At 42.5% G+C, this 24,665-nt stretch carries 28 protein-coding genes; 12 read left to right on the top strand and 16 right to left on the bottom strand.

The window, feature by feature from the left end; all coding sequences use genetic code 11:
- Positions 1-6 precede the first annotated feature (6 nt).
- The 5 genes from efp to L0P88_RS21015 are packed head-to-tail and all read right to left on the bottom strand — an operon-like array spanning position 7 to position 5,034.
- Positions 7-573 (bottom strand): elongation factor P, encoded by a 567-nt coding sequence (gene efp, locus L0P88_RS21035; RefSeq protein ID WP_247131843.1) that lies wholly within the window; start codon positions 571-573, stop codon positions 7-9.
- A 2-nt stretch (positions 574-575) separates the two neighbouring features.
- On the bottom strand, positions 576-1,361 hold the full coding sequence (lpxA, locus tag L0P88_RS21030) for an acyl-ACP--UDP-N-acetylglucosamine O-acyltransferase (RefSeq protein ID WP_247131842.1): 786 nt from the start codon (positions 1,359-1,361) through the stop codon (positions 576-578).
- Between the two features lies 1 nt (position 1,362).
- Positions 1,363-2,769: a bifunctional UDP-3-O-[3-hydroxymyristoyl] N-acetylglucosamine deacetylase/3-hydroxyacyl-ACP dehydratase gene (locus L0P88_RS21025; RefSeq protein ID WP_247131841.1), complete on the bottom strand. Its 1,407-nt coding sequence runs from the start codon at positions 2,767-2,769 to the stop codon at positions 1,363-1,365.
- Complete coding sequence (gene lpxD / locus L0P88_RS21020) at positions 2,750-3,787, bottom strand: UDP-3-O-(3-hydroxymyristoyl)glucosamine N-acyltransferase (protein ID WP_247131840.1); 1,038 nt, start codon at positions 3,785-3,787, stop codon at positions 2,750-2,752. The genes L0P88_RS21025 and lpxD overlap by 20 nt, the downstream gene beginning before the upstream one ends.
- Positions 3,788-3,810: 23 nt before the next feature.
- Entirely contained in the window at positions 3,811-5,034 is a 1,224-nt protein-coding gene (locus L0P88_RS21015; protein WP_247131839.1) for an HD domain-containing protein, read from the bottom strand.
- A gap of 41 nt (positions 5,035-5,075) precedes the next feature.
- Here L0P88_RS21015 and L0P88_RS21010 point away from each other — a divergent pair, with 41 nt between their 5' ends.
- A complete protein-coding gene (locus L0P88_RS21010) occupies positions 5,076-6,620 on the top strand; it encodes a bifunctional response regulator/alkaline phosphatase family protein (protein ID WP_247134912.1) in 1,545 nt (514 codons plus the stop codon).
- A 282-nt stretch (positions 6,621-6,902) separates the two neighbouring features.
- Here L0P88_RS21010 and L0P88_RS21005 read toward each other — a convergent pair whose 3' ends face one another.
- The 4 genes from L0P88_RS21005 to L0P88_RS20990 form a co-directional block, all read right to left on the bottom strand.
- Positions 6,903-7,061: a hypothetical protein gene (locus L0P88_RS21005; protein WP_158777420.1), complete on the bottom strand. Its 159-nt coding sequence runs from the start codon at positions 7,059-7,061 to the stop codon at positions 6,903-6,905.
- 22 nt (positions 7,062-7,083) lie between these two features.
- Entirely contained in the window at positions 7,084-7,245 is a 162-nt protein-coding gene (locus L0P88_RS21000) for a hypothetical protein (RefSeq protein WP_158777421.1), read from the bottom strand.
- Positions 7,246-7,374: 129 nt separating this feature from the next.
- Positions 7,375-7,548, bottom strand: a complete 174-nt coding sequence (locus L0P88_RS20995) for a hypothetical protein (RefSeq protein ID WP_247131838.1) — start codon at positions 7,546-7,548, stop codon at positions 7,375-7,377.
- Positions 7,549-8,258: 710 nt separating this feature from the next.
- Complete coding sequence (locus L0P88_RS20990; protein WP_247131837.1) at positions 8,259-8,432, bottom strand: hypothetical protein; 174 nt, start codon at positions 8,430-8,432, stop codon at positions 8,259-8,261.
- A gap of 203 nt (positions 8,433-8,635) precedes the next feature.
- Between L0P88_RS20990 and L0P88_RS20985 the strand changes: the two genes are divergently transcribed.
- From L0P88_RS20985 to L0P88_RS20965, 6 genes are all read left to right on the top strand, one after another.
- Positions 8,636-9,019: a hypothetical protein gene (locus L0P88_RS20985; RefSeq protein ID WP_247131836.1), complete on the top strand. Its 384-nt coding sequence runs from the start codon at positions 8,636-8,638 to the stop codon at positions 9,017-9,019.
- A gap of 149 nt (positions 9,020-9,168) precedes the next feature.
- Positions 9,169-9,579, top strand: a complete 411-nt coding sequence (gene tsaE / locus L0P88_RS20980) for a tRNA (adenosine(37)-N6)-threonylcarbamoyltransferase complex ATPase subunit type 1 TsaE (RefSeq protein ID WP_247131835.1) — start codon at positions 9,169-9,171, stop codon at positions 9,577-9,579.
- Positions 9,580-9,760: 181 nt separating this feature from the next.
- Entirely contained in the window at positions 9,761-9,895 is a 135-nt protein-coding gene (locus L0P88_RS24020; RefSeq protein WP_281499699.1) for a hypothetical protein, read from the top strand.
- Positions 9,896-9,979: 84 nt separating this feature from the next.
- Entirely contained in the window at positions 9,980-10,540 is a 561-nt protein-coding gene (locus L0P88_RS20975) for a hypothetical protein (protein WP_247131834.1), read from the top strand.
- A 29-nt stretch (positions 10,541-10,569) separates the two neighbouring features.
- A complete protein-coding gene (locus L0P88_RS20970; protein WP_247131833.1) occupies positions 10,570-11,769 on the top strand; it encodes an alanine dehydrogenase in 1,200 nt (399 codons plus the stop codon).
- Positions 11,769-12,140 carry a DUF4258 domain-containing protein gene (locus L0P88_RS20965; protein WP_247131832.1) on the top strand — a complete coding sequence of 124 codons (372 nt, stop codon included), beginning with the start codon at positions 11,769-11,771 and terminating at the stop codon, positions 12,138-12,140. Before L0P88_RS20970 ends, L0P88_RS20965 begins: the two co-directional genes overlap by 1 nt.
- On the opposite strand, the gene L0P88_RS20960 is transcribed toward L0P88_RS20965, so the two are convergent.
- The gene (locus tag L0P88_RS20960; RefSeq protein WP_247131831.1) at positions 12,137-13,303 is read right to left on the bottom strand and encodes a proline dehydrogenase family protein; all 1,167 of its coding nucleotides are present in this window, start codon (positions 13,301-13,303) and stop codon (positions 12,137-12,139) included. The two genes, L0P88_RS20965 and L0P88_RS20960, sit on opposite strands and share 4 nt — an antisense overlap.
- Before the next feature lie 102 nt (positions 13,304-13,405).
- Here L0P88_RS20960 and aroB point away from each other — a divergent pair, with 102 nt between their 5' ends.
- Both aroB and L0P88_RS20950 read left to right on the top strand, forming a co-directional pair.
- A complete protein-coding gene (gene aroB / locus L0P88_RS20955) occupies positions 13,406-14,467 on the top strand; it encodes a 3-dehydroquinate synthase (protein WP_247131830.1) in 1,062 nt (353 codons plus the stop codon).
- A gap of 91 nt (positions 14,468-14,558) precedes the next feature.
- Entirely contained in the window at positions 14,559-14,888 is a 330-nt protein-coding gene (locus L0P88_RS20950) for a hypothetical protein (RefSeq protein ID WP_247131829.1), read from the top strand.
- Here the strand turns inward: L0P88_RS20950 and L0P88_RS20945 are convergent.
- Positions 14,885-15,400 (bottom strand): DinB family protein, encoded by a 516-nt coding sequence (locus L0P88_RS20945; protein WP_247131828.1) that lies wholly within the window; start codon positions 15,398-15,400, stop codon positions 14,885-14,887. The two genes, L0P88_RS20950 and L0P88_RS20945, sit on opposite strands and share 4 nt — an antisense overlap.
- 9 nt (positions 15,401-15,409) lie before the next feature.
- Positions 15,410-15,889, bottom strand: a complete 480-nt coding sequence (locus L0P88_RS20940; RefSeq protein ID WP_158777433.1) for an Lrp/AsnC family transcriptional regulator — start codon at positions 15,887-15,889, stop codon at positions 15,410-15,412.
- 388 nt (positions 15,890-16,277) lie between these two features.
- On the opposite strand from L0P88_RS20940, the gene L0P88_RS20935 reads away from it, so the two are divergent.
- From L0P88_RS20935 to L0P88_RS20925, 3 genes are all read left to right on the top strand, one after another.
- Positions 16,278-16,613: a helix-turn-helix domain-containing protein gene (locus tag L0P88_RS20935; RefSeq protein WP_247131827.1), complete on the top strand. Its 336-nt coding sequence runs from the start codon at positions 16,278-16,280 to the stop codon at positions 16,611-16,613.
- Positions 16,614-16,682: 69 nt separating this feature from the next.
- On the top strand, positions 16,683-17,021 hold the full coding sequence (locus tag L0P88_RS20930) for a DNA topoisomerase IV (protein ID WP_247131826.1): 339 nt from the start codon (positions 16,683-16,685) through the stop codon (positions 17,019-17,021).
- Between the two features lie 2 nt (positions 17,022-17,023).
- Positions 17,024-17,848: a TerC family protein gene (locus tag L0P88_RS20925; RefSeq protein WP_247131825.1), complete on the top strand. Its 825-nt coding sequence runs from the start codon at positions 17,024-17,026 to the stop codon at positions 17,846-17,848.
- Here the strand turns inward: L0P88_RS20925 and L0P88_RS20920 are convergent.
- The 4 genes from L0P88_RS20920 to L0P88_RS20905 form a co-directional block, all read right to left on the bottom strand.
- Positions 17,845-18,801 carry a sterol desaturase family protein gene (locus L0P88_RS20920; protein ID WP_158777436.1) on the bottom strand — a complete coding sequence of 319 codons (957 nt, stop codon included), beginning with the start codon at positions 18,799-18,801 and terminating at the stop codon, positions 17,845-17,847. The two genes, L0P88_RS20925 and L0P88_RS20920, sit on opposite strands and share 4 nt — an antisense overlap.
- Before the next feature lie 65 nt (positions 18,802-18,866).
- Complete coding sequence (locus L0P88_RS20915; protein ID WP_247131824.1) at positions 18,867-21,485, bottom strand: DNA gyrase/topoisomerase IV subunit A; 2,619 nt, start codon at positions 21,483-21,485, stop codon at positions 18,867-18,869.
- Between the two features lie 19 nt (positions 21,486-21,504).
- Positions 21,505-23,361 carry a DNA topoisomerase IV subunit B gene (locus tag L0P88_RS20910; protein ID WP_247131823.1) on the bottom strand — a complete coding sequence of 619 codons (1,857 nt, stop codon included), beginning with the start codon at positions 23,359-23,361 and terminating at the stop codon, positions 21,505-21,507.
- A gap of 195 nt (positions 23,362-23,556) precedes the next feature.
- The gene (locus tag L0P88_RS20905) at positions 23,557-24,621 is read right to left on the bottom strand and encodes a DMT family transporter (protein ID WP_247131822.1); all 1,065 of its coding nucleotides are present in this window, start codon (positions 24,619-24,621) and stop codon (positions 23,557-23,559) included.
- Positions 24,622-24,665 lie beyond the last annotated feature (44 nt).

Raw genomic sequence — 24,665 nt, 5'->3', positions numbered from 1 at the left:
TACTATTTATTCCTTGGCCCTTTCTTGATAGGAGGCCGTTGCCGTATCTATTTTTATCCTGTCACCTTCATTGATGAAAAGCGGAACATTGATCCTTGCTCCCGTCTCCATGGTTGCGGGTTTGGTTGCATTGGTCGCTGTGTTTCCCTTTACACCGGGTTCGGTATGGGTTACTTCCAATATCACGCTTGCCGGCATTTCAACCGATAAGGGCATCTGGTCCTCCGTATTGAAGATTATGGTCACTACCTGTCCTTCTTTCATCAAGTCTGGTGAATCCAGGGCATCTTTCTGTAGTGCAATCTGATTGTAATCATCCGTATTCATAAAATGGAAGGTATCCCCCTCCGCATATAAATATTGATAGGAACGGGTCTCCACTCGTACATCCTCAATTTTATGCCCTGAGGAAAACGTGTTATCGATGACCTTTCCCGTAGTAACACTTTTTAATTTGGTACGTACAAAAGCTGGTCCTTTTCCAGGTTTCACATGAAGGAATTCAACAATTTTGTAAATATCATTATTGTACTTGATGCACAATCCTTTTCTAATATCCGAAGTATTTGCCATAATTAGTTGTTGCTAAAATAACCTTTCATTATCCCTCGCTGGGAGTCCCTAATAAACTGAAGTATTTCATCCCTTTCCGGGGTAGCTTCCATCTCGGCCTCTATGATTTCCGCCGCTTGGGAATTGTTGTAATTATTTTGATACAGTATTCTGTAAATATTTTGGATTTCCCGAATCTTGTGGGATTCGAAACCCCTCCGTCTTAATCCAACGGAATTGATCCCAACATAGGAAAGTGGTTCACGGGCCGCTTTTACGAACGGGGGAACATCTTTCCGCACCAATGACCCTCCGGTTACAAAGGCATGCCTTCCTACGGATACAAATTGGTGTACGGCCACCATCCCAGCTAATACAACATTTTCACCTACCGTGACATGACCGGCCAATGTTGAATTATTACTGAAAATACAACCGTTGCCCACCAAACAGTCATGGGCCACATGGCAATAGGCCATGATTAGGCAATTGTTGCCAATGACCGTTTTCATACGATCTGAAGTTCCTTTATTGATGGTAGCACATTCCCTAATGGTGGTATTATCCCCAATATGGACAGTGGTTTCCTCGCCTTTGTATTTTAGATCCTGTGGTATGGCCGAAATCACGGCTCCGGGATAAATATTACAGTTTTTCCCGATTCGTGCGCCTTCCATGATGGTCACATTGGAACCAATCCAGGTACCCTGACCAATGGTTACGTTATTATGGATGGTAGTAAATGGTTCAATGACCACATTTTTTGCGATTTTGGCTCCCGGGTGGACATATGCCAAAGGTTGGTTCATGCTAATTTCCTTTTACTTTTGTTATTTGTGCCATTATTTCCGCTTCGGAAACCAATTTACCGTTTGCGTACGCTCGTGCCTGCATCTGACATATCCCCCGTCTTATTGGGGACAATAGGTCCAATTTGAATATTAGCGTATCTCCTGGAACCACCTGATGTTTGTACCTAACATTGTCAATTTTTAAAAGATAGGTGAGGTAATTTTCCGGATCGGGGACCGTACTCAGTACCAATATTCCTCCGGTCTGTGCCATAGCCTCAATCTGAAGTACTCCGGGCATCACGGGAGCTCCGGGAAAATGCCCCACAAAAAACGGTTCGTTCATGGTCACGTTCTTCATGCCAATGACATGCTCCTCCGACAGTTCCAAAATTTTATCGACCAATAAAAAAGGAGGACGATGGGGAAGCATTTCCATAATTTGGTTGATGTCCTTTACGGGGGGCGCATGCAAATCCACATCGGGAACATAATTTCTACGTTCCTGCTTTATAATTTTTTGAAGCTTTTTGGCAAATTGGGTATTCACAAAATGCCCCGGTTTATTGGCAATGACCTTTCCCCGTATCCGCGTGCCCGTCAAGGCCAAATCCCCTACGACATCCAAAAGCTTGTGCCTGGCCGCTTCATTGGGTTGGTGCAGCGTAAGGTTATCCAATATCCCATTGGGTTTTACGGAGAGTTTTTTCTTGTCAAATGCCTTTTCCAATTTCTTCATGGTGGATTCGGAAATTTCCTTGTCCACATACACAATGGCATTGTTCAAATCGCCTCCTTTTATCAGGCCATGCTCCAACAGCATTTCCAGTTCGTGCAAAAAACTAAAGGTTCTGGCACTGGCAATCTCGGATTTGAAATCCGACATATGCTCCAGAGTGGCGTTTTGTGTCCCCAGGACTTTGGTGCCAAAATCCACCATAGTGGTTACCTGATATTCCTCGGCGGGGATTATGGTAATCTCACTATTTGTGGCTTCGTCTTTATAAGAGATAACGTCCTTTACCACATATTCATCCCGATCACCTTCCTGTTCCACAATTCCGGCTTCTTCCAGGGCTTCCACAAAAAAACGGGAAGATCCATCCATAATGGGAGGTTCTGGGGCGTCCAGTTCAATAAGTACATTATCGATGTCCATCCCGACCAAAGCGGCCAAAACATGTTCCGAGGTTTGGATTTTTACCCCGTTCTTCTCCAAATTGGTCCCCCGTTGGGTGTTGATCACATAAGAAGCATTGGCTTCTATGACCGGCTCACCTTCCAAGTCCGCCCTTTTAAAAGCAAAACCGTGATTTTCCTTTGCAGGGACAAAGGTCATGGTCACATCCTCTCCCGTATGCAGACCTACACCTTTTAAAGTAACTGACTTAGCAATGGTTTTTTGCTTAGTGCTGTTGGCTTTCATGGTTGAATTTCTTTTCCAGTTCGTTAACTTGATTGATGATCTTTGGTAAGTTCTTAAAATGAACATAGGATTTGTTATAATCCCCATAGTTCAATGCAGGAGAACCCTGCAGTACTTCATCATCCTTGATATTTCTTCCTATACCGGACTGTGCCTGAATTTTTACCCTGTCCCCAATGGTGATATGCCCAACAATTCCCACCTGGCCACCAATAAGGCAATGCTTGCCAATTTTGGTCGACCCCGCAATTCCCGTTTGGGCCGCAATGGCGGTATGTTCCCCAATTTCAACATTGTGGGCTATCTGTATCTGATTATCCAGTTTTACCCCTTTCCTGAGGACGGTCGATCCCAAGGTGGCCCTATCTATGGTGGTTCCGGCACCAACATCAACATTGTCCTCCAAAATAACATTACCGGTTTGCGGTACTTTGCTGTACTCACCATTGGTATTGGGCGTAAATCCAAAACCATCGGCACCGATAATCGCCCCACTATGGATCACACAGTCATTGCCAATGATCGATTCCGAATAAATTTTGGCTCCTGCAAAAATGACGCAGTCGTTGCCTATGGTTACGTTGTCCCCAATATATACGTTGGGATAAACCTTTACATTGTTCCCGATTTCCACATTATCGCCCAAATACGAAAATGCACCCAAATAAAACGCTTCCCCAAATTTGGCAGAATCTGAAACAAAGGAGGGTTTTTCAATCCCAACCTTATTATTTTTTACCTGATTGTAGTATTCCAACAATTTAGAAAAGGACTTATAGGCATCATCCACCTTGATCAAAGTGGTGGTCAGTTCCTGTTCTGGGACAAAATCCTTGTTCACAATGGTAATCGATGCCTGGGTCGTGTAGATGTACGAAGTATACTTTGGGTTTGCGAGAAACGTAAGACTACCGTCCACTCCCTCCTCAATTTTGGAGAGTTTATGAACCATGATTTGGGGATTGCCTTCAATTTCCCCTCCGAGAATTCCGGCAATTTGGGTAGCTGTGAACTTCATTGCGGCAAAAGTAAGAAAATTTGTCAAACGCTTGCCTTGGGGTAACAAACATAGTATTTCACCACTTTGTTCGAAAGCGACCCAAGGTTGAAATGATCCGAAGCCCTCGCTACATCGATCAACTTCCCACTTTTGGTCAAAATATGGATGTTCTGATCTTTGGCATTATAGGCCTGATTGCTGATTTCCCCTTCAAAAACATAATACTCCAATTCAGCATCCCCAATACCATAGTTCATTTTGGTCCAGGCCCTTCGTTGTTCCAGTTTCGCCTTATTGTAGGGCTTGTCCTTAATCTTTATTTTCAAAAGGTTCCGGCGTAAAAGGCGTTTTGACAGATCCGAAAGGATAAAATCATCGTGGTACTGCCATTCTTTTAGGGCGGAAATCACATCCACATCGTCCAATTCGGAAAAGCGCGCTAGATTTCCCCTATCAAAATCGGTTACTTCATGCTGCAAAAATCCTATAAACGCCCCTGAACCCTTCAGGGGTTTGCCTTCCTTCAATACGTACTTGGCCCTTTTTATCAATTTTATCAGCAAAGCCTCCGCAACCAGACTCGTTTTATGCAGGTATACCTGCCAATACATGAACCTACGTGCCATTAAGAATTTCTCCACGGAATAGAGTCCCTTTTCTTCCACAACCAATTCGTTGTTGGCCACATTCAGCATCGTGATCAAGCGGTCGGAACTGATGTTCCCTTCAGTTACCCCGGTATAAAAGCTGTCCCGTTTCAGGTAATCCAACCGATCCATATCCAGTTGGCTGGACACCAATTGGTTCAGGTATTTTTTGGGATGCTCCCCCTTAAAAATTTGCAGGGCCACTTCCAGTTCACCTCCAAATTCCCCGTTCAACTCTTCCATAAACAAGAGGGAAATCTGCTCGTGACTGCTATTGGGAATCAGGGAATGTTCCAGGGCATGGGAAAAAGGGCCATGTCCAATATCGTGCAGTAAAATGGCACAGAACAGTCCATTTTCCTCCTCTGGGGTAATCTCCACATGTTTGTACCGCAAAATCTGTACGGCCTTCTGCATTAAATGCATACAGCCCAGGGCATGGTGAAAACGCGTATGGTGCGCCCCGGGATAGACCAAGTAGGAAAGCCCCATTTGGGAAATCCTCCGAAGGCGCTGAAAATAGGGGTGCCCAATTAATTTAAAAATCAATTCACTGGGTGTCCCAATAAATCCATATATGGGATCGTTAAATATTTTAAGCTTGTTGGTCTGTGACAATAGGCTTATTTTGAGGACGCAAAGATAGCACTATAATGAGCATGAAAAAGATATCCATTCTATGGGTCGATGATGAAGTTGACCTTTTAAAGCCACACATCCTTTTTTTGGAAAACAAAGGCTATGAACTGACCACCGTTCAAAGTGGACAGGAAGCTTTGGACGAAGTAGATCGCCAACGTTTTGATATTGTCTTTTTGGATGAGAACATGCCCGGGCTTTCCGGTCTGGACACCCTGGGCGAAATCAAACAACGGGAAGCATCCCTGCCCGTGGTCATGATCACCAAGAGTGAGGAGGAATACATTATGGAGGAGGCCATTGGCAGTAAAATTGCGGATTATTTGATCAAACCCGTCAATCCCAACCAAATCCTGCTTTCCCTAAAAAAGAATTTGGACCATTCCCGACTGGTATCCGAACGGACCACGGCCAATTACCAACAAGAATTCCGGAAAATTGCCATGGACCTTTCCATGGTCAATTGTTATGAAGAATGGGCAGAACTGTACCAAAAATTAATTTTTTGGGAACTGCAATTGGAGGAAATCGAGGATCAGAGCATGTTCGAAATATTGGAATCCCAAAAAGTGGAGGCCAATTCGCAGTTCAGCAAATTTGTGGACAAAAGGTACCGTTCCTGGTTTGAGGAGGATGATGGACCCGTACTTTCCCATATGTTATTTAAAAAGTGGGTGGTTCCCGAGCTAAAGGGTTCCAAAACCCTTTTTGTGGTCATTGACAACCTTAGGTACGACCAATGGCTCGCGTTTGAGGACACGGTTTCCAATTTTTATCGAAAGAAAACCGAACGCGCCTATTTTAGCATCCTACCCACGGCAACCCAATATGCCCGTAACGCCATCTTTTCGGGACTGACCCCTTTGGAGATGGAAAAACGGCATCGCGAATGGTGGAAAAACGATACCGATGAGGGTGGAAAAAACCTTTATGAAGCAGAGTTCCTGGGGGCACAACTCAAGCGGTTGGGGCTGGACCTAAAGTGGGAATACCATAAAATAAGCAGCCTGAAGCAGGGAAAACAGTTGGCGCAGAACTTTAATTCCCAAAAGGACAATGACCTGACCGCCATTGTATACAATTTTGTGGATATGCTGTCCCATTCCAAAACCGAAATGGAGGTGATTCGGGAACTGGCCAGTAATGATAAGGCCTATCGATCCTTGACCCTCAGTTGGTTTAAAAACTCCCCTTTACTGGAAATTATCCAAAAAGCCCAGGCCCTGGGGATGAAACTGATCATTACCACCGATCACGGCACCATAAACGTAAAACAGCCGTCCAAGGTCATTGGCGACAGGGATACCAGCCTTAACCTGCGTTATAAAACAGGGCGGAGCCTAAGCTATAATGAAAAAGAGGTACTGGCTGCCAAAGAACCCGCCAAGGTACATTTACCCAACATTAATGTAAGCAGCTCCTATATTTTTGCCAAAAACGATCTGTTCTTTGCCTACCCCAACAATTACAACCACTATGTAAGCTATTACCGCAATACCTACCAACATGGGGGTATCAGTCTGGAGGAAATGATCATCCCCTTTGTGGTTTTGGAGGTGAAATGAGTCTTTTTTTAATTATTATTCTTAACAAAGGAGTAGATAAACGTATTGTAACATATTAAATCCAGTTCTCCATGTAATGAGAACTGGATTCTATATAATCTAAAAGGCACTCAAATTTAGAAGCTGATCAGACTTTCGGGATGAATAAGAAAAGAGTCTTTCCCAATTTCATAGAACAGACTAATTAAAAACACTACTATAAAAAGTGCACAGAAAAAAATTCCAATTAATCTATTTTCTTTGCTTTCAGTTTTCATAACCTTTTGAATTATTTCGTTAACACTAGATTAAACTCTCAGGGTGTAATTCGTATGAATCTTTTCCTAATTGATAAAAGAAACTAGTCACTGAAATCGCTGCTGCAATAGCCCAATGACCGCCATCAATACTCTTTAAATCGTTTCTAGAAATCTCTTCAATACTATTTTCATGTGGTTTCATAAAGATAAAAATTTTAAAATTATTATAAATAAAAGTCAAAAAAACCTCCCCCATCTTTCATATACTCTATTCTTCTACCTAAAAAAAATGCCCCTACTGCAAAGCCAATTAACCCGCCTCCATTGGTGTGATTCAAGTCTTCTTCAGTCAATTCTGTGACATTTAATGATTTCAAATTATTCATTGTCTGATATTTTTTGGATTAAATATTCATTTTACACCAAAACCAGAAATTCTGTTGCGCGCTGTTTTGATGTTTGGTAAAGATGGACAATGACACTCTCATTTTTTGAGAGTCATGGGGCCAAAACTGTTAAAATTTCATCAATCTTTTAATAGTATCAAAACCAAACCCACCTGTAAGGTTACGTTGTGCGCTCTCATTCAAACTTTCCATAAAAAAGCCGCATTTAAACTCCGTAGGTTCCGAATACGCATAACTCTGTTGGACTACATCATAATACACGGGGGCGTTCAATTCCTTCATCGTTTCGATCATCCGAAACACCATGGAGTAAGCCTAGAGGGAATGATTATCCCTTTGTGGTTTTGGAGGTGAAGTAGGTCTTTTTTAAATTATTATTCTTAACAAAGGAGTTGCCATCTTCTTATTTTATCAAAAGTATCGCTTGCTTTTGCTAAAGGTAGAATTTTACTTAAGTCACTATATATCATATTATTATAATCCAAAATGAATTTGGAAAACTCTGAGGAAATTAATAATGAAATACAAAGGCATAGAAAAAAATCGCACCCTTAAAGTTCATCTAGTCATATTTGAAGTTATTGAATGAATTTTCTAGAAAAGGATGGTCAAAATTGGACCATCCCTCCCTTATTACAGTTTATTGTTCCAACAATCAAGCAAAAGGCTTCTACCGTCAGATCCATTGTAGTAACCGAGCTCCATGATTAATCCAAACAAACCGAATCCAAGGAAAACCCCTAGCAAAGCAATTGCCGCCAGCATGGGTTTCCATTTGTTCTTCATTCAAAAGTTTCATTTATCTTTTTTTAAAAGTTTATAGAAATAGAATAATTCATATATAAAAAACATACTGAATCCCATGAATAAAATCGTATTTAAATTTTGACCAAGTATGTATCCAGTTGCCCAATTAAAAACTATTATTGCTAACAACACAGTAGAAATTATTTTGGAATACAGTAAATTTTTCATTGATATGGATTTTTTAATTACAAACATCCGGACAAGGAAGCTCCACCGACTAAGGTAGCCGACCCTACAAAAGCCGGTGCAAACAAAAAACCTGCTACAAAAAGCCCGCCAGCAATAGCACCAGCTATTAGACATCCTCTACTACCAGAAGCAGAGAGATTTTCCATTGTTTCTAAACTTAATGATTTCATTAATTTTAAATTTAATTTATACTTACTCTTTTTAGGCTTTTCAGTTTCCGCCCTGATTATGTCATAACAACACAAATATAAAATATTTTCTACACATCAATAATTATTTATATTTTATTTGAGCATTATTTCTCAACAACCTCTATTGTTTATTGACCTAATCAATAAAAAAGAGTATATTCGCTATACTTATCCTCAAAAAAATGGTAAAAACTATTGACCGTATCATACAGTTTATCCAATACGCAGGGCTGAGTGCCCGGAAGTTTGATATGTCCATTGGGGCCAGTAATGGTTATACCCTACGGATGAAGAAGAACCATGCTTCTGTGGGCAGTGATGTTATTGAAAATATTGTACGCACCTACCCACAGTTGAATTTAATATGGTTGATTACTGGCGAAGGGGAAATGCTCAATCCGGATAAAGCGGTTTTACATACGGGAAAACTTTCCAAATCCCAGATTAAGGAAATAGAAGAGATTGTGGAAGCCAAGATCAAGGAACGCCAAGAAAGGGAACTCAAGGAAATGCTGGAGGATATTGCACACGAAATCACCAAAAGAACACGGTCAAAGGACAATTAGTTCTGTTCCAGCCCTCTAAGGGACCTTTTACCTCTGCTTTAACCAATCTTCCAATTCCTTCTTAAGCTTTAAGAGCGTAATTACAATCCCTTGTTTGTAGATTTGATTGGATTTTAGTTTTCCAACGCACATCATCTAAATAAGTACAATTGAAGGAAATAATCTATGACCAAAAGACCATTGCCGAAGTGGCACGGTCGTTACTGCTGCACCAAAAAAGTCCGGTATTGGCGTTTTACGGGGCCATGGGGGTAGGGAAAACCACCTTGATTAAAACCTTGGTCAACGAACTTGGGGGTATTGATCTGGGCCATAGCCCCAGTTTTGGATTGGTAAACGAATATCATGACAAAAACGGAAATCTTTTGGCCTATCACTTCGATTTTTACCGTATCAATTCGCTGGAAGAGGCTATGGATATAGGATTGGAAGAGTATTTTTCCAGTAACGCCCATCTCTTTATCGAATGGCCCGAGAAAATTGAACCGCTTTTGCCAGAAGGGTACCACAAGGTTTTGCTGTATTTTATCGATGAAACAACCCGTCGTATCGAATATTAAAGGACTACTAAGGCCTTCTTAAACAATACTTCCTATATTCAAATCAAAGTTCCTTCTACCGACAAACGGGATAAAACTTCGGTTGAAATGCAAATAATCTCGATGAAATGCATTTTTAATCAAAACTTTTCCTACATTTGCCGTTGAATGAATTCATTTATTAACCAAAAATTTTAGTACGATGAACACTAAGAAAGTAATTTTTGGTATTTTGGCTTGTTTGACCTTGATGGCAGCTATTGCTGCACCTTACGCAACTGTAGATGACAATCAAGAGGTTGGTATTGACAAAAGAAAAGTAGTCAGGGTAGAATAGGTCAAAATTCTTTAAGGTTAGAAAGGGCAATACTACATTGCCCTTTTTTTCGTTATAGCCTATACCAAACTAGCTTGCCAAGAGATGCGACGAGTAAAAACTGAAAAAGGGCAAAAGGCAAAAAAGCGGATTATCATTGAATCTACTTTGGTGTTTTTCATCATTTTAGCACCTTTTCTATTAAAGGTATATGAACTGTTTCCGGATGATCCCGATGCCTCTATCGTAATTTTCGGAAAGGAGTTGGGCAAAAATGGTTGGCCCGATTATCAAGTATATTTTTGGTTCCTTTTCCAAAAAGTAGTACCCCTGTACCTTATTTTTATTTGGTTTATGACCTGTAAGCACTGGTGGTACCATATCTTGTTATTACCCATTATCATGTATGCCTTCCAAATCTTTGAGGATATCTTTGATAAGGATTATATCGTGGATAGCGAAAACTTATTGTGGCTTTTACCCATATGTGTAATCGTTATTCCCTTTGTCTATTTTATTCGTATGAAGTTGTATGACAAACATGTACATGGGATCGATTTGGAAGCCATGGATGCCGAATTAAAAATCCTCAAGGAAAAAGAGGAACTGCGTAAAGAACGTGAAAAGCTGGAACAACGCAAGATTACCCTTTCAAAAAAAATGTAACTTTGGCGTAAACATCCTGTTTACCTTATATGAACCAGCCTTCTTCTCCGTTTAGCAAGCAACAGTTGCTTCCCCAGGAAGAAACCTTGGAAATCTTAAAACAAAAAGGAGAACTTTTTATAGGCCTTCCCAAGGAAAATCAATACCAGGAAAAACGTATCTGCCTCACCCCGGATGCGGTCAATGCCATTACCGCCCATGGACATCGCGTACTCATGGAGTCCGGTGCCGGCGAAGGGGCCAACTACTCCGATGTGGACTATACCGATGCAGGTGCGGAAATCACCAACGACACCAAAAAGGTATTCTCATGCCCTCTGATCCTTAAGGTGGAACCCCCTACCCTTTCTGAAATTGATTTACTAAATCCACAGGCGACCATTATTTCTGCCTTGCAGATCAAGACCCAAACCAAAAAGTATTTTGAGCAACTCGCCAAAAAACGGATTACGGCCATTGCCTTTGAGTACATTAGGGATGAGGACGGGAAGTTTCCCGCGGTACGGTCCCTAAGTGAAATTGCGGGGATTTCCTCAATACTTATCGCATCCGAATTGATGGCAGTGACCAACCACGGAAATGGATTGATGTTTGGCAACATCAGTGGGGTCCCACCCGTTGAAGTGGTCATCATTGGTGCCGGAACCGTTGGTGAATTTGCCGCAAGATCGGCCCTGGGCCTTGGGGCAAACATCAAAATTTTTGATAATTCCATTACCAAGCTGCGAAATATCCAAACCAATTTAAAGCAAACGGTGTACACCTCCACCATTCAGCCCAAAAACCTATTGAAGGCTTTAAAGCGTTGTGATGTGGCCATCGGTGCCGTACGCGGAAAGGACCGTTCCCCCATTGTGGTCTCCACCAGCATGGTGGAGCATATGAAGAAAGGGGCGGTCATTATTGATGTAAGTATTGATATGGGCGGTTGTTTTGAAACTACGGAAGTGACCGATCACGACCAACCTACCGTGGAAAAATATGGGGTCATCCATTATGGGGTTCCCAACATTCCCTCCAGATATCCCAGGACCTCCACCATATCCATAAGCAATATCTTTACCCCCTATCTCCTAAAAATTGGGGAGGACGGTGGTCTGGAGAACTCCCTACGTTTTGATAAGGGGCTTCGCAACGGGCTGTATATGTACCACGGGATTTTGACCAATAAATCGGTTGGGGATTGGTTTGGCCTGTCCTACAACGATATTAATTTCCTTATTTTTTAATGAAAAGTGGCTTTTTAAAACGCCTGGGATGGTATCTCATTGGTTTTTCCATAGGATTGGTATTCCTGGTGTTCTTCATCAAAAAGAAATCCGGTGAATCGGGCTTCGAGGTTTGCTATTTTCCCAATTGCAGGGTGTTAAAGGACATTCGTTCCAAATCCATTTCCTATGCCAATGGACTTGAGGACACCTTTTCCAGGGATTCGGTGTTATGGTATTCCTTCTTTAAAGGGGGCACTATCGATTTTGGAAAAAGTGACACCAGGTCCGAGCCCTGCAAGCGCTATCGTATTGAAAACGATGATGAAAAGGTCATTATGGTCAAAAGCTGTCCGGACGAGGTTGTCGTGGAATCGTACAACGAACCTTAAATCTTACGCCGGGCCCTTTCCTTTTTCAACAATTCCATTTCCCTGGAGGTCTGTCCCGTTACCGAAGTATTCTCCTCTGCCCTTCTGATCAGATAGGGCATCACATCCCTCACCGGTCCGTAAGGTAGATATTTGGCCACATTATATCCATGCTCCGCAAGGTTAAAGCTGATGTGGTCACTCATCCCGAACAATTGCCCAAACCACACCCGATCGTCGTCATGGGATAAGGCGTGCCCCGCGATCAGTTCCATCAATTTATAGGAGCTTTCCTCATTATGGGTTCCGGCAAAAATGGTAAAGGTGTCCAAATGATCGGCCATATAGGCAATGCCGTTATCAAAACTCTCGTCCGTCAGCTTTTTGGAAGCACAGATAGGACTTTTATAGCCTTGCTCCTCCGCCCTTTTGTTCTCCTTTTCCATATAGGCGCCCCGAACCGCTTTGATGCCCAGTTTAAATCCTTCCTCGACCGCTATTTGGTGGATTCCTTTCAAGAAATCCAATCGATCCCAACGGTACATTTGGGCCGTATTGAAGACCACGGCCCTTTGGGTATTGTATTTTCGCATCATCTGCAGACAAAGTTCGTCCGCTGCATCCTGTATCCAGCTTTCCTCGGCATCTATAAGTAGGGAAACCTCCAAATCGAATGCTTTTTGACATACTTTTTCGTACCTGCCCACAATCCGGTCCCACTCGGCCTGTTCCAGGTCGCTCAATGGTTCCCCGGCACTCTTTTTCTCCAGCAAACCAAACCTTCCAAAGGCCGTGGGCTTAAAAACTGCAAAGGGGATGGCATTTTTTTCCTTTACAAAATCAAGGACCCGAAGTATTTTCTCAAGTGCACTATCCAACTGGTTCTCCACCTCTTTCCCCTCAACCGAGTAATCCAAAATGGAGCAGACCCTTTTTTGGTACATCTTGTCAATGATCGGGAGGCAATCCTCCTCACTGACCCCCCCGCAAAAATGGTCGAATACCGTTGCCCTGATCAAGCCTTCAACAGGTAAATGTGCGTTGATGGCAAAATTGGTTACGGCGGTACCAATACGCACCAGTGGCTCATTTGCAATAAGTCTGAAAAGGAAATACGCACGTTCCAGTTCGGAATCACTTTTTAGTGCAAATGCCGTTGCAGTATCTTCAAAAATTCGTCCCATATTTGTTAATTTCTCGATTTGGTAAAGATAAGCAGGTGTTAAATATTCTTTTTGTCAATTTATGGTTTTCTTTGACCCATAGTTTAAAGTAATAGAAGCGTTATGGAAGCTGCCGTAGAAACCACCCATGAAATATACTTTAATGACGTAGCCAAGGCCATCCTACACCAAAAATTGGGAGGGCAGCGCTACTCCAAAATATTTGTTCTGGTGGATGAAAACACCAAAACACATTGCCTACCGCTGTTCCAAAACCTCTGTTCCCACCCCATAGAGGGCATTATTTCCATTAAGCCGGGCGAAACGTATAAAACGATAGCGACCTGCTCAAAGGTTTGGGACCAATTATCCGAAATGGGGGGCGATCGCAAGAGCCTGCTCATCAATCTTGGCGGTGGTGTGGTTACGGACCTGGGTGGGTTTGTGGCGGCTACCTTTAAACGGGGCATTGACTTTATCAACATACCCACCACACTATTGGCCATGGTGGATGCTTCCGTAGGTGGTAAGACCGGAGTGGATCTGGGCGTTTTAAAAAACCAAATAGGGGTTATCCAACAACCAAAAATGGTATTGGTCTTTCCGGAATTTTTAAAGACCTTGGAGGAACGCCAGATAAAAAGTGGATTTGCGGAAATGCTCAAACACGGATTGATCATGGACGACACCTACTGGAACCATCTCCGATCGGAAGCCTTTTCCCACTATGACCAAGAACTGATAAAAACATCCATAAAAATAAAAGGGGGCATTGTTGCGAAGGATCCTACCGAACAGAACATCAGGAAAAAACTGAATTTTGGCCATACCCTAGGGCATGCCATAGAGTCCTATTGCCTTGAAAGTACGGAACGGGATACCTTGTTGCACGGGGAAGCCATTGCCATTGGGATGGTGCTGGAAAGTTACCTGTCCCATAAACTCACTGGATTATCAAAAATTGAATTGGAGGAAATTAAGCGGGAATTTAAGAAGTACTTTACACCCGTAAGCTTCTCCAAGGTCGAGATAGAAACGATCATAGCCCTTATGAAGCACGATAAAAAAAATCAGCACGGCAACATCAACTTTACGCTCTTGGCCAGTATAGGAAATGCGGTCATCAACATTAGGGTACCCCATGAGCTATTGGTGGAATCTTTCCTTTACTACATGGATGGATAACTTCATATACTAAAAAATAGTTTTGACAACTCTTTGGTCCCATGGGTGGCTATTTTTTTTAGCTTTAATTGTCTAACCTAAGATACCTACTATGAAACGAGTAATTGTAGATTACAAAAGGCTGGATCGGGAGGTGGCCTCCCTGCTGATCGACCTTTATCCACATGGCTATGGGGACAACGATATCATTGTCTTGAAAAAGCCCAACGGGGAGTTGATCGAAGCAGTTGAGGTCAAAACCGATGATACCATTTATCTGGTAAAAATCAGTCAAAGCCTATCCAATTTTATTTCCAATTTTGAGGAAAACATTGAAAAGGAACTGGGCAGTTCCGAAGAAGCACAGCTTACCGAGGGAGCAGTTGATGGCAGCCCTGAAATAGAACCTGATTTCAGTACGGATTCAGAGGATACCGTTTAGAAATAATAATCTTCCAAAACCTTTAAATGGTGTACCTGGTGACCACAGATCACATAGCCTAATGCCCTTACGCTCATCTTAACCCCACTGGCCGTTCCCATTCGTTGCAAACTATCTTCATTGAACGACCTGAACAGGGAAATACTGGCCTGACGAATACCCATGAATTCTTCTAAAATCCCCGCTTTTGTCCTTTGGTTGGCAAAGCTTTCCACAACATAATCGTCCTGCTCAAATCCCGGAAGTTCCGAACGGTCATTTCTGGCAAAACGCAACGCCCGGTACTGAAAAATACGTTCCGTATCCAGTAAGTGTACCAAAACTTCCGCTACGGTCCACTTACCTGTATCGTAGGCAAATGTCAATTTATGGTCTTCCAGACGGGCCATAAAGGATTGCATATCCTTAAGTCCCTCTTCCAGGGCGGGGAGCAAAGGCACATCTCCCATGGCCTCGATGTACGTGGAATAGTACGGATGGTACTCGCTTGGTTCAGGTTTGGAGGTATTCAATCCCCTATTTTAGAGTTCATTGAAAATGGTATGCATCAATCTTTTCTTGTCATTGATACTTTCTTCCAGGGAAATCATGGTTTCCGTTCTACTGATACCATCAATATCATCAATCTTAAAAATAATATTCTTGGCATGTGTGGTATCCCTTGCCCGTATTTTACAGAAAATATTGAACTTCCCTGTAGTAATATGGGCCACTGTGACATATGGAATCTGTGTTAGGCGTTCCAAAACAAACTTTGTTTGGTGCGTTTTCTCCAAAAAAATACCCACATAAGCTATAAAGGAATACCCCAACTTCACATAATCCAAGGTTAGGGAAGAGCCTTTGATGATACCGGCTTCTTCCATTTTTTTTACCCGTACATGGACGGTACCCGCAGAAATTAGGAGCTTCTTGGCGATATCGGTGAATGGGGTTCTGGTGTTGTCAATTAACATATCCAGAATCTGGTGATCAATTTCGTCTAGCTTTACTTTGCTCATGCCAAAAGAATTTTCAGTAAAATTAATGAATTAAGAAATAAAATGTAATCAAAGCGTTGCTTTTTTAAAAATAATGTAAGAATTCCGTGTCAGGTTTCGGTCTCCACTTCAGTCCGAACTAAAAATACAAATTACATCCGTAAACAGTAAATCCGTCGCCATTCGACACTTTTATACATTTGTAAACGTGCCGGTTTACAATTACCTACACAAAACTTTTTAAACATTTATATTTTTATTTATCAGATAATTACAACACGTAATATCAATAATTGATTGATAATTTTCAATCTTGTTTTCACTTTATTTCGCAAAAATATCACAGAAATATATGCAATTGTAATTTACATTTGTAACAGTTATGATCATAGAACGGCTTCAAAGCATAATGTCCCATTACAAACTAAGCGCTTCCTCCTTAGCGGATGCCATTGGTGTGCCAAGGTCCAGCATCTCCCATCTCCTATCCGGGCGAAACAAACCAAGTCTGGATTTTGTCCTTAAACTCATTAAGGCCTATCCAGAGGTCAATCTTTACTGGCTCTTAAGCGGTAAAGGGGAATTCCCTCCTAAAACGTCCATTTTGGATGCGGAACATAACCCAAAGGAGGATTTGGGAACAAGCCTTAAAAACGGACCACAGGAACCTAATGGGAAATCGGTTTCCAAAATTGTTTTTTTCTATGACGATGGTACATTTGAGACCTATCACCCCAAAAAATAGGTTTATTTTTACCCCATGAAGTCTTCATTTGTACGCCCCTTCCTTCTCTTTTTGGCTAGTATGGGAATCATGGCAAGCTGCCAAAGTCCCCCCCAACGGAACTGCACGGACTTTACCGAAGGGAAATTCAAGTTCTCCACCATTGTGGATGGGGATACGCTGACCACCGAGTTTCTAAGGCAAAAAAACATCGAGATAGACTATTTTAAGGGCAAACAGGACACCTCTTCCATACGATGGATCAACGATTGCGAATATGTCCTTAAGAAACTAAATCCAAAAAACAGGGCCGAGGAAAAATCCGTTCATATAAAAATCTTGACTACAACGGATAGTTCTTATACATTTGAATTTAGCACAGTAGGTGACCCAAAAAAGTTGCGGGGCACAGCTTTTAAAACACACTGACCATGTTTGAAATCTTCACGAGTCCAGATGCCTGGATGGCATTGCTGACACTCACCTTCCTTGAAATTATTCTGGGAATAGACAATATTATCTTTATTACCATTGCCGCAGGAAAACTTGAAAAAAAGGATCGGAAAAAGGCCACCAATATTGGACTTGTCCTGGCCATGGTCATGCGGATTGTACTCTTGTTCGGAATTACCTGGCTCACTTCCCTTAAAAAGCCCTTTTTGGTCTTGAGTAAATCCTGGATACATGGCGGCATTAGTTGGCAGGCATTGATTTTATTTCTTGGTGGGTTGTTCCTGCTCTACAAAAGCACCAAAGAGATCCATGAAAAGATTGAGGACCGTGGGCATGATGAACGTGAGGTTAAAAAAGGGCGTTCCTCCTCCTTAAAGAATGCCATTATCCAGATTACGGTCATTAATATTGTATTTTCCTTTGATTCCATTTTAACGGCCATAGGGATGACCAATGGCATCTCCCCCAATCCCAATGATGCCCTGATCTTAATGATTGTGGCCGTGGTCATTTCCGTTGTCATCATGCTGTTGTTCGCCAATCCGGTTGGGGAATTTGTGAACCAACATCCCTCCATACAGGTTTTGGGACTTTCGTTCCTGATCCTTATCGGTTTTATGTTGATTGCCGAAGCTGCCCACCTTTCCCACCTAGTGGTATTTGATCAGGAAGTAGGCTCCATCCCCAAAGGGTATTTGTATTTTGCCATTGCGTTTTCCCTTATGGTAGAATTCTTTGATATGCGGATGATGCGCAATAGAAAAAGGAACAGGGATGCGGAAGAAGTTTTGGAAAACAGCTAATTGGGTCGTTTAAAAGCCAGTTCCGGCTGCACTTTCTTTTGTTTCTTAAAGAGGCGTTGTTGTTGTTTTACCGTTAAGGTGCTCCCGTCATGGCTCCATCCGGGAGGGCCAAAAATATACATGAGCTTATGGGAAAATTTCTTCGCCTTTTTTACATCCCTCCAAATATCCTTGAACTCATGTGTTAGAATCACCACGGGATTGTAGGAATTGGGGGAATGGATTACCCCATATTTTACATCAATACGATCGTCCAATTCCTTCCATGTTCCAAACATACGGTCAAAAATATTCAGGATTCCGCCATGGTTCTTATCCAAATACTCCACATTTTGGGAATGATGTACCTGATGCATGGTATGTGTATTCAAGAATTTTTCCAAAAACCCAAGCTTGGGGATATAAACGGAGTGCAATTGGAATTGCCAAAGTGCTTCTATCCCCAGACAGACCACCACCATCTCCGGTGGAAACCCAATGGCCGGCATCCACATATAAAAAAGTGGTTTGTACAAGATGGTAAACCATCCATTGCGTACCGCCGTTCCCAAATTAAAATTATCTGAAGAATGATGCACGATATGGGCCGCCCATAGAATGCGTATCTCGTGATTGGCCCTATGGAACCAGTAATACGTAAAATCATCTGCCAACATGCAAAAAATCCAAATGTACCAAGCGTAACCAAAAGATGCGTAACCCAGGCGATTTGTACGAATTCCCTCGACCATGGGATTGCACAACTCATACACCCCTTCAAAAAGGACAACGGCAAAGATTACTTTGAACAAAGGGCCCAGAATTGCCGAACCCACCCCCATAAAACCACTTGCGGCCAAATCCTTCCAATCGTATAAATGGTCGTCGCCGTGGGTTTTACTGTACGTAAGTTCAAATAGGATGAATGCGATAAAAACTGGCACGCCGTATACGAGCGGGTTGGTAAAATCCATATAGGGTATCTAAGAAATAAATGAGTAAATTTTCATAGCGGCGTTAAAGTAGGGAGAATATATGGTTAAAACAATGATGTTTGATCAGCTTTTCCTATATCATCATCACTACTGGTCACATTTTCCTCGTCAACGACCTCAATTTCTTCCGCTTCCTGTGTTTCGGCCTCTTCAAAGGGCAAGGGATCGAGGGCATTTACGTTTTTAAGTTTCAATGCGGTCAATTGATTTCCCAAAGCCTTTATGCCCTTGATCGCAATAAAGCTTTCCAGGTCCACATTTTCATTGGGCCTAGGCTCCTTCCCCCGCAACTTTGTGAATTCCAACTCCACCATTGGCCGCCAGTCCATGGAAATCAGTTCCAATTGGGATTTAGGGTGCTCGGAAATGACCAATTCTTCCTTGTTTGGATTTTCAATCAAGAACCGCTTTACATAATACCTGTCCTTTCCCCCTTCATAATAAATGACCGATATGGGCTTTTTGGGATTCCATTTTTCCAGAACGATCATATCATCATCAAAACGGGTGTTCAAATCTGGGGCAATGGTCTTTACAAAGCCCCTTTGATTGGCCACCAACAACATGTCCTCTGCCCTGAACTCTCCCAATAATTCTCCCCTTCCATCCACATTTAACCGCTGTACCACTTCATCGAACCAAATCTTTCTGGGCTTTAGGGTGGACAATCCTTTTTCCTTGAGCTCAATGCGCTTGACCGGATATTTGGTAACGATATTTCCCTTGGAAGCCCTTCCCTTTATCAATACATCGGCAAAGTCCAGGTCCCATTTCAATTTTTTGATACTCCCTGACTGTCTGAGGTGAACCGTAACCACCTCCGCCTCGCCGTTGGGATTGGCACTAAAATAAAGCACATCCGAACTGGCCTTGCCACTGGTCAAATCATACATTTTGTCCCTGGTGATGGACGTCACGTTAAAACGTTTGATATAGCTCGCACCTCCCCTTCCATCCTTATATATCATATTAAAGGTGGTGCGTTTGTCCTTCTTTTTAAAGACCGCCACATAGATGATGTTTTTGTCAACAAAGGTTTTGGAATCCACCTTGGTGACCATCATTCCCCCTTTTTTGGTAAAGACAATGATATCATCAATATCGCTGCAATCCGTTACATATTCATCCCTTCTTAAGGAGGTTCCTATAAAACCTTCTTCCCGATTGACATATAATTTGGTATTACGAATGACCACTTTGGTAGCTTCGATATCATCAAATATTCGAATCTCTGATTTACGTTCCTTGCCCTTGCCATATTTTTTCTTCAGATTTTTGAAATAGTCAATGGCAAAATCAATGAGGTTTTCCAGGTGATTTTTGGTTTCCTGAATCCTCTCCTCCAAACTTTCAATATGTTGTTTGGCCTTGTCCAGGTCAAACTTGGAGATACGTTTGATCCGTATTTCGGTCAAGCGGGTAATGTCCTCCTCGGTCACGGCCCGTTTCAAATGTTTAACATGGGGCTTTAAGCCCTTGTCTATGGCCGCAATTACTCCTTCCCAGGTCTCTTCTTCTTCAATGTCCCGGTAAATTCGGTTCTCTATAAAAATGCGTTCCAACGAGGAAAAATGCCATTGCTCCTCGAGTTCGTTCAACTGGATTTCCAATTCTTGCCGCAGCAATTCAACGGTATTGTCCGTTGAACGCTTCAACACCTCACTAATACCAAGGAATATGGGTTTATTATCCTCAATAATACAGCTCAAAGGGGATATGGAAGATTCACATGCCGTGAATGCGTAGAGCGCATCAATGGTTTTATCCGGTGATATCCCGCTGGGGATGTGCACCAAAATCTCAACCTCGGCCGCAGTATTGTCCTCGATTTTCTTGACCTTTATTTTTCCTTTGTCGTTGGCCTTCAGGATGGAATCTATTAAACTGGAGGTATTACTGCCAAAGGGGATTTCCCTTATCACGAGCGTATTCTTGTCAATACTCTCAATCCTTGCCCTAACCCTGACCTTTCCACCCCTTAAACCATCGTTATAGTTGGTAACATCGATGATTCCCGCAGTCGGAAAATCGGGAAACAGCTTAAATCGTTGCCCTCTTAGATGTTTTATGGAAGCATCGATCAACTCATTGAAATTGTGGGGAAGGATTTTAGTTGATAACCCAACTGCAATTCCCTCTGCCCCCTGGGCCAATACCAGGGGAAATTTTACCGGTAGGTTCACCGGTTCCCTTTTTCTACCATCGTAGGAGAGCTGCCACTCGGTAATCTTGGGACTAAAAACAACGTCCAAGGCAAACTTGGAAAGCCTGGCCTCAATATACCGCGAAGCTGCAGCACTGTCACCAGTCAAAATGTTCCCCCAGTTTCCCTGGGTATCTATAAGCAGATCCTTTTGGCCTATTTGGACCATCGCATCCGCAATACTGGCATCTCCATGCGGATGGTATTGCATGGTATGTCCCACAACATTGGCTACCTTATTGTAACGCCCATCATCCAATTCCTTTAGGGAATGCATGATACGCCGTTGTACGGGCTTAAATCCATCCTCGATGGCAGGAACGGCCCTTTCCAGAATGACATAGGAGGCATAATCCAAAAACCAATCCTTGTACATTCCGGTTACCCTTGTTAAGGAGTCACCTTCATATTGTTCATTTTCTGATAAGTGTTCGTCGTTCAATTCGCCGTTCAATTCCATTTAAATCCTATCGTCTGATTTACAATTGGTTTTCCTCTACCAAATCAAGTTCTACTTTCAAATTTTGTATGATGAATTGCTGCCTGTCCGGCGTATTTTTGCCCATGTAGAACTGAAGCAACTGGTCAATGGACATGGCCTTGTCCAACATCACCGGTTCCAAACGGATATCATCACCAATAAAGTGTTTGAACTCATCCGGGGATATTTCCCCCAACCCCTTAAAACGGGTGATTTCCGGTTTCCCCGAAAGTTTCCCGATTGCGGCCCTTTTCTCCTCCTCGGAATAGCAATAAATGGTTTCTTTTTTGTTTCGCACCCGAAAAAGCGGGGTTTGAAGGATGTACAGGTGGTTTTCCTTGATGAGTTCCGGAAAAAACTGTAGAAAAAAGGTAATGAGCAACAATCGAATGTGCATTCCATCCACATCGGCATCCGTAGCGATCACAATATTGTTGTAACGAAGGTCTTCCAGGGAGTCCTCAATATTCAAGGCGGCCTGCAACAAATTGAATTCCTCGTTCTCGTACACAATCTTTTTGGACATTCCGTAAGAGTTTAGGGGCTTCCCCCGTAAACTGAATACCGCTTGGGTATTCACATCCCTTGATTTGGTGATGGAACCAGACGCAGAATCCCCCTCGGTAATAAAAAGGGTGGTCTCCAAACGCCTGTCCTTCTTCATGTCCTGGAGATGGACACGACAGTCCCGTAGTTTTTTGTTGTGGAGACTGGCTTTTTTAGCCCGTTCCCTGGCCAGTTTTCGAATACCCGAAAGCTCTTTTCGTTCCTTTTCGGCCTGTAAAATCTTACGCAATAGCGCGTCTTTTACATCTTGATTTTTATGGAGGTAATTATCGAGGTATTTCCCCACAAAATCATTCACATAGGTCCGAACCGTGGGTAGATTTCCTCCCATATCCGTGGAACCCAATTTGGTTTTGGTCTGACTTTCAAATACGGGTTCCATCACCTTGATGGAAATAGCGGAAATAATGGACTTGCGCACATCCGAGGCATCGAAATTTTTATTGTAATGCTCCCTCACCGTCTTGACAATGGCTTCCCGAAACGCCGCTTGATGTGTGCCCCCTTGCGTGGTATGCTGTCCATTGACAAAGGAATGGTATTCCTCACTGTATTGGGTTTTGCTATGGGTAATGGCTACCTCAATATCATCCCCTTTTAAATGGATAATGGGATACAGGAAGTCACTTTGGTTGTTGTTATCCTCCAGAAGGTCCTTGAGGCCATTTTTTGAATGGTACTTTTCCCCATTGAACACAATGGTCAACCCCGGATTAAGATAAACGTAGTTCTTGAGCATGCGTTCCACATACTCATTTCGGTATTTGTATTTCTTAAAAATGGTTTCGTCCGGGATAAAACTTACCAAAGTACCCCGTCTTTTGGAGGATTCGGCCTGATTTTCATTGACCAGGTTTCCTGTATTAAATTCCGCTGTTTTGGATTGTCCATCACGTGTGGACTCTACCTTAAAGGAAGTGGATAGCGCATTTACGGCCTTCGTTCCAACACCGTTCAATCCTACGGACTTTTTAAAGGCCCGGGTATCGTACTTTCCCCCGGTATTCATTTTGGATACTACATCCACGACCTTCCCCAAAGGAATACCCCGGCCATAATCCCGAACTTTTACCTCATTGTCCCTGATGGCAATTTCAATGGTCTTCCCCGCACCCATGACAAACTCATCGATACAATTGTCAATGACCTCTTTCAGTAAAATGTAAATGCCATCATCTGCGGAAGAACCGTCGCCTAACTTACCAATATACATTCCGGGACGCATACGGATATGCTCCTTCCAGTCCAGCGAGCGTATATTCTCTTCAGTATATTGTGTTTGAGCCAAAAATTATGGTTTATGGTTGCTGGTTGATTGTTTTTGGTAAAATTAATGAACCTCCATAAACCAACAACCATCAACTAGCAACTGAAGCTTTAGCTTCGATTTGTCTAATATAAAGTTTCGGGCCAAAAATCAAAATGTAGCAGGGGGAAAGTAATCAACAATAATCGGAATGGGATTGTTGATAGCAGCACGCTTTTACTCTCGCTTTCCCGGTAATGAGAGAAAAGTCACCCCAAAAATGACGACCATCATACCGGAAAGCTGTAGGTAGGTAAGTTCTTCTCCCAAAAACGCGTAGGCCAAAAGTATGGTGGAAACCGGTCCCAGGCTCCCTAAAATGGAAAAATTGGACGCCCCCAATCGCTTAATGGAAGCAGAGACCAAAAATGAGGGAAGGAGTGTGGAGAATATGGCCATCATGATACTGTACCCATAGACGGGCATTGGAAAGTTCCACAACTTCCAGTTCCCTTGCAACGCATAATGGACAACTACACAAAAAGTGGAAACCAACATGGCATAGCACGTAAAACGGAGCACCCCATATTTTGGGATCAGCCATCCACTGCCCACCAGGTACGCAGCGTAGGCAATGGCACTCAGCAGGACCAAAAAGCCTCCCCAAAGGGTCTTACTTCCCGAAATGTCCACTTCATTCCAAAATATGATCAAAATGCCAAGATAGGTAATTCCAATGGCCAGGGCTTGGGGTTTGGTAATGCTGCGTTTAAAAAACAGAAAGCCCAAAAGGACCACAATGGTCGGGTACACAAACAAAATGATCCGTTCCAATCCGGCTTTGATATAATTCAATCCCAAAAAATCGAAATAACTGGCCAGATAGTACCCTAAAAACCCAAATAAGAGCACCCAAAGAAAATCCCTTTTTTGGGGTTGGACAATCCCCTTTTCCTTGAACTCATTTAAACTTTTTGGAATAAGACGAAAATTAGGGATTCTGTACCCAGTTGAAGGCTTTTTTGAGTTGCATAGCTGGGCTACGGAAGAAAAAAAAGACGAAAAATGGGTGCAGAAGGACAATTTTTTAGCTATTTGAAAAAGTTTAAATGAGTTCTTTGTTAAAAAAAGAATGATCAGGTAAAAGGGGAAGGAAAAGAGCATCCTAAAAAGCAACAATTCCAAGGTATCCACTTCATACCGATAGGCCAACTTAACCAGAATCGCTTTAGTGGAAAACAGCACTACCCCCAAAATACCAAAAAGGATTCCCCAGCCTTTAAAGTCATTTTTGTTGGCCATGGATCAAAGCTATCCATCTTTAGTATGGTCGATGGATTCCCTTT

It is taken from the genome of Muricauda sp. SCSIO 64092, from assembly GCF_023016285.1.
GTDB lineage: Bacteria > Bacteroidota > Bacteroidia > Flavobacteriales > Flavobacteriaceae > Croceivirga.
The sequence above is the reverse complement of the archived record's forward strand: the minus strand, read 5'-3'. Positions and strand labels throughout refer to the sequence as shown.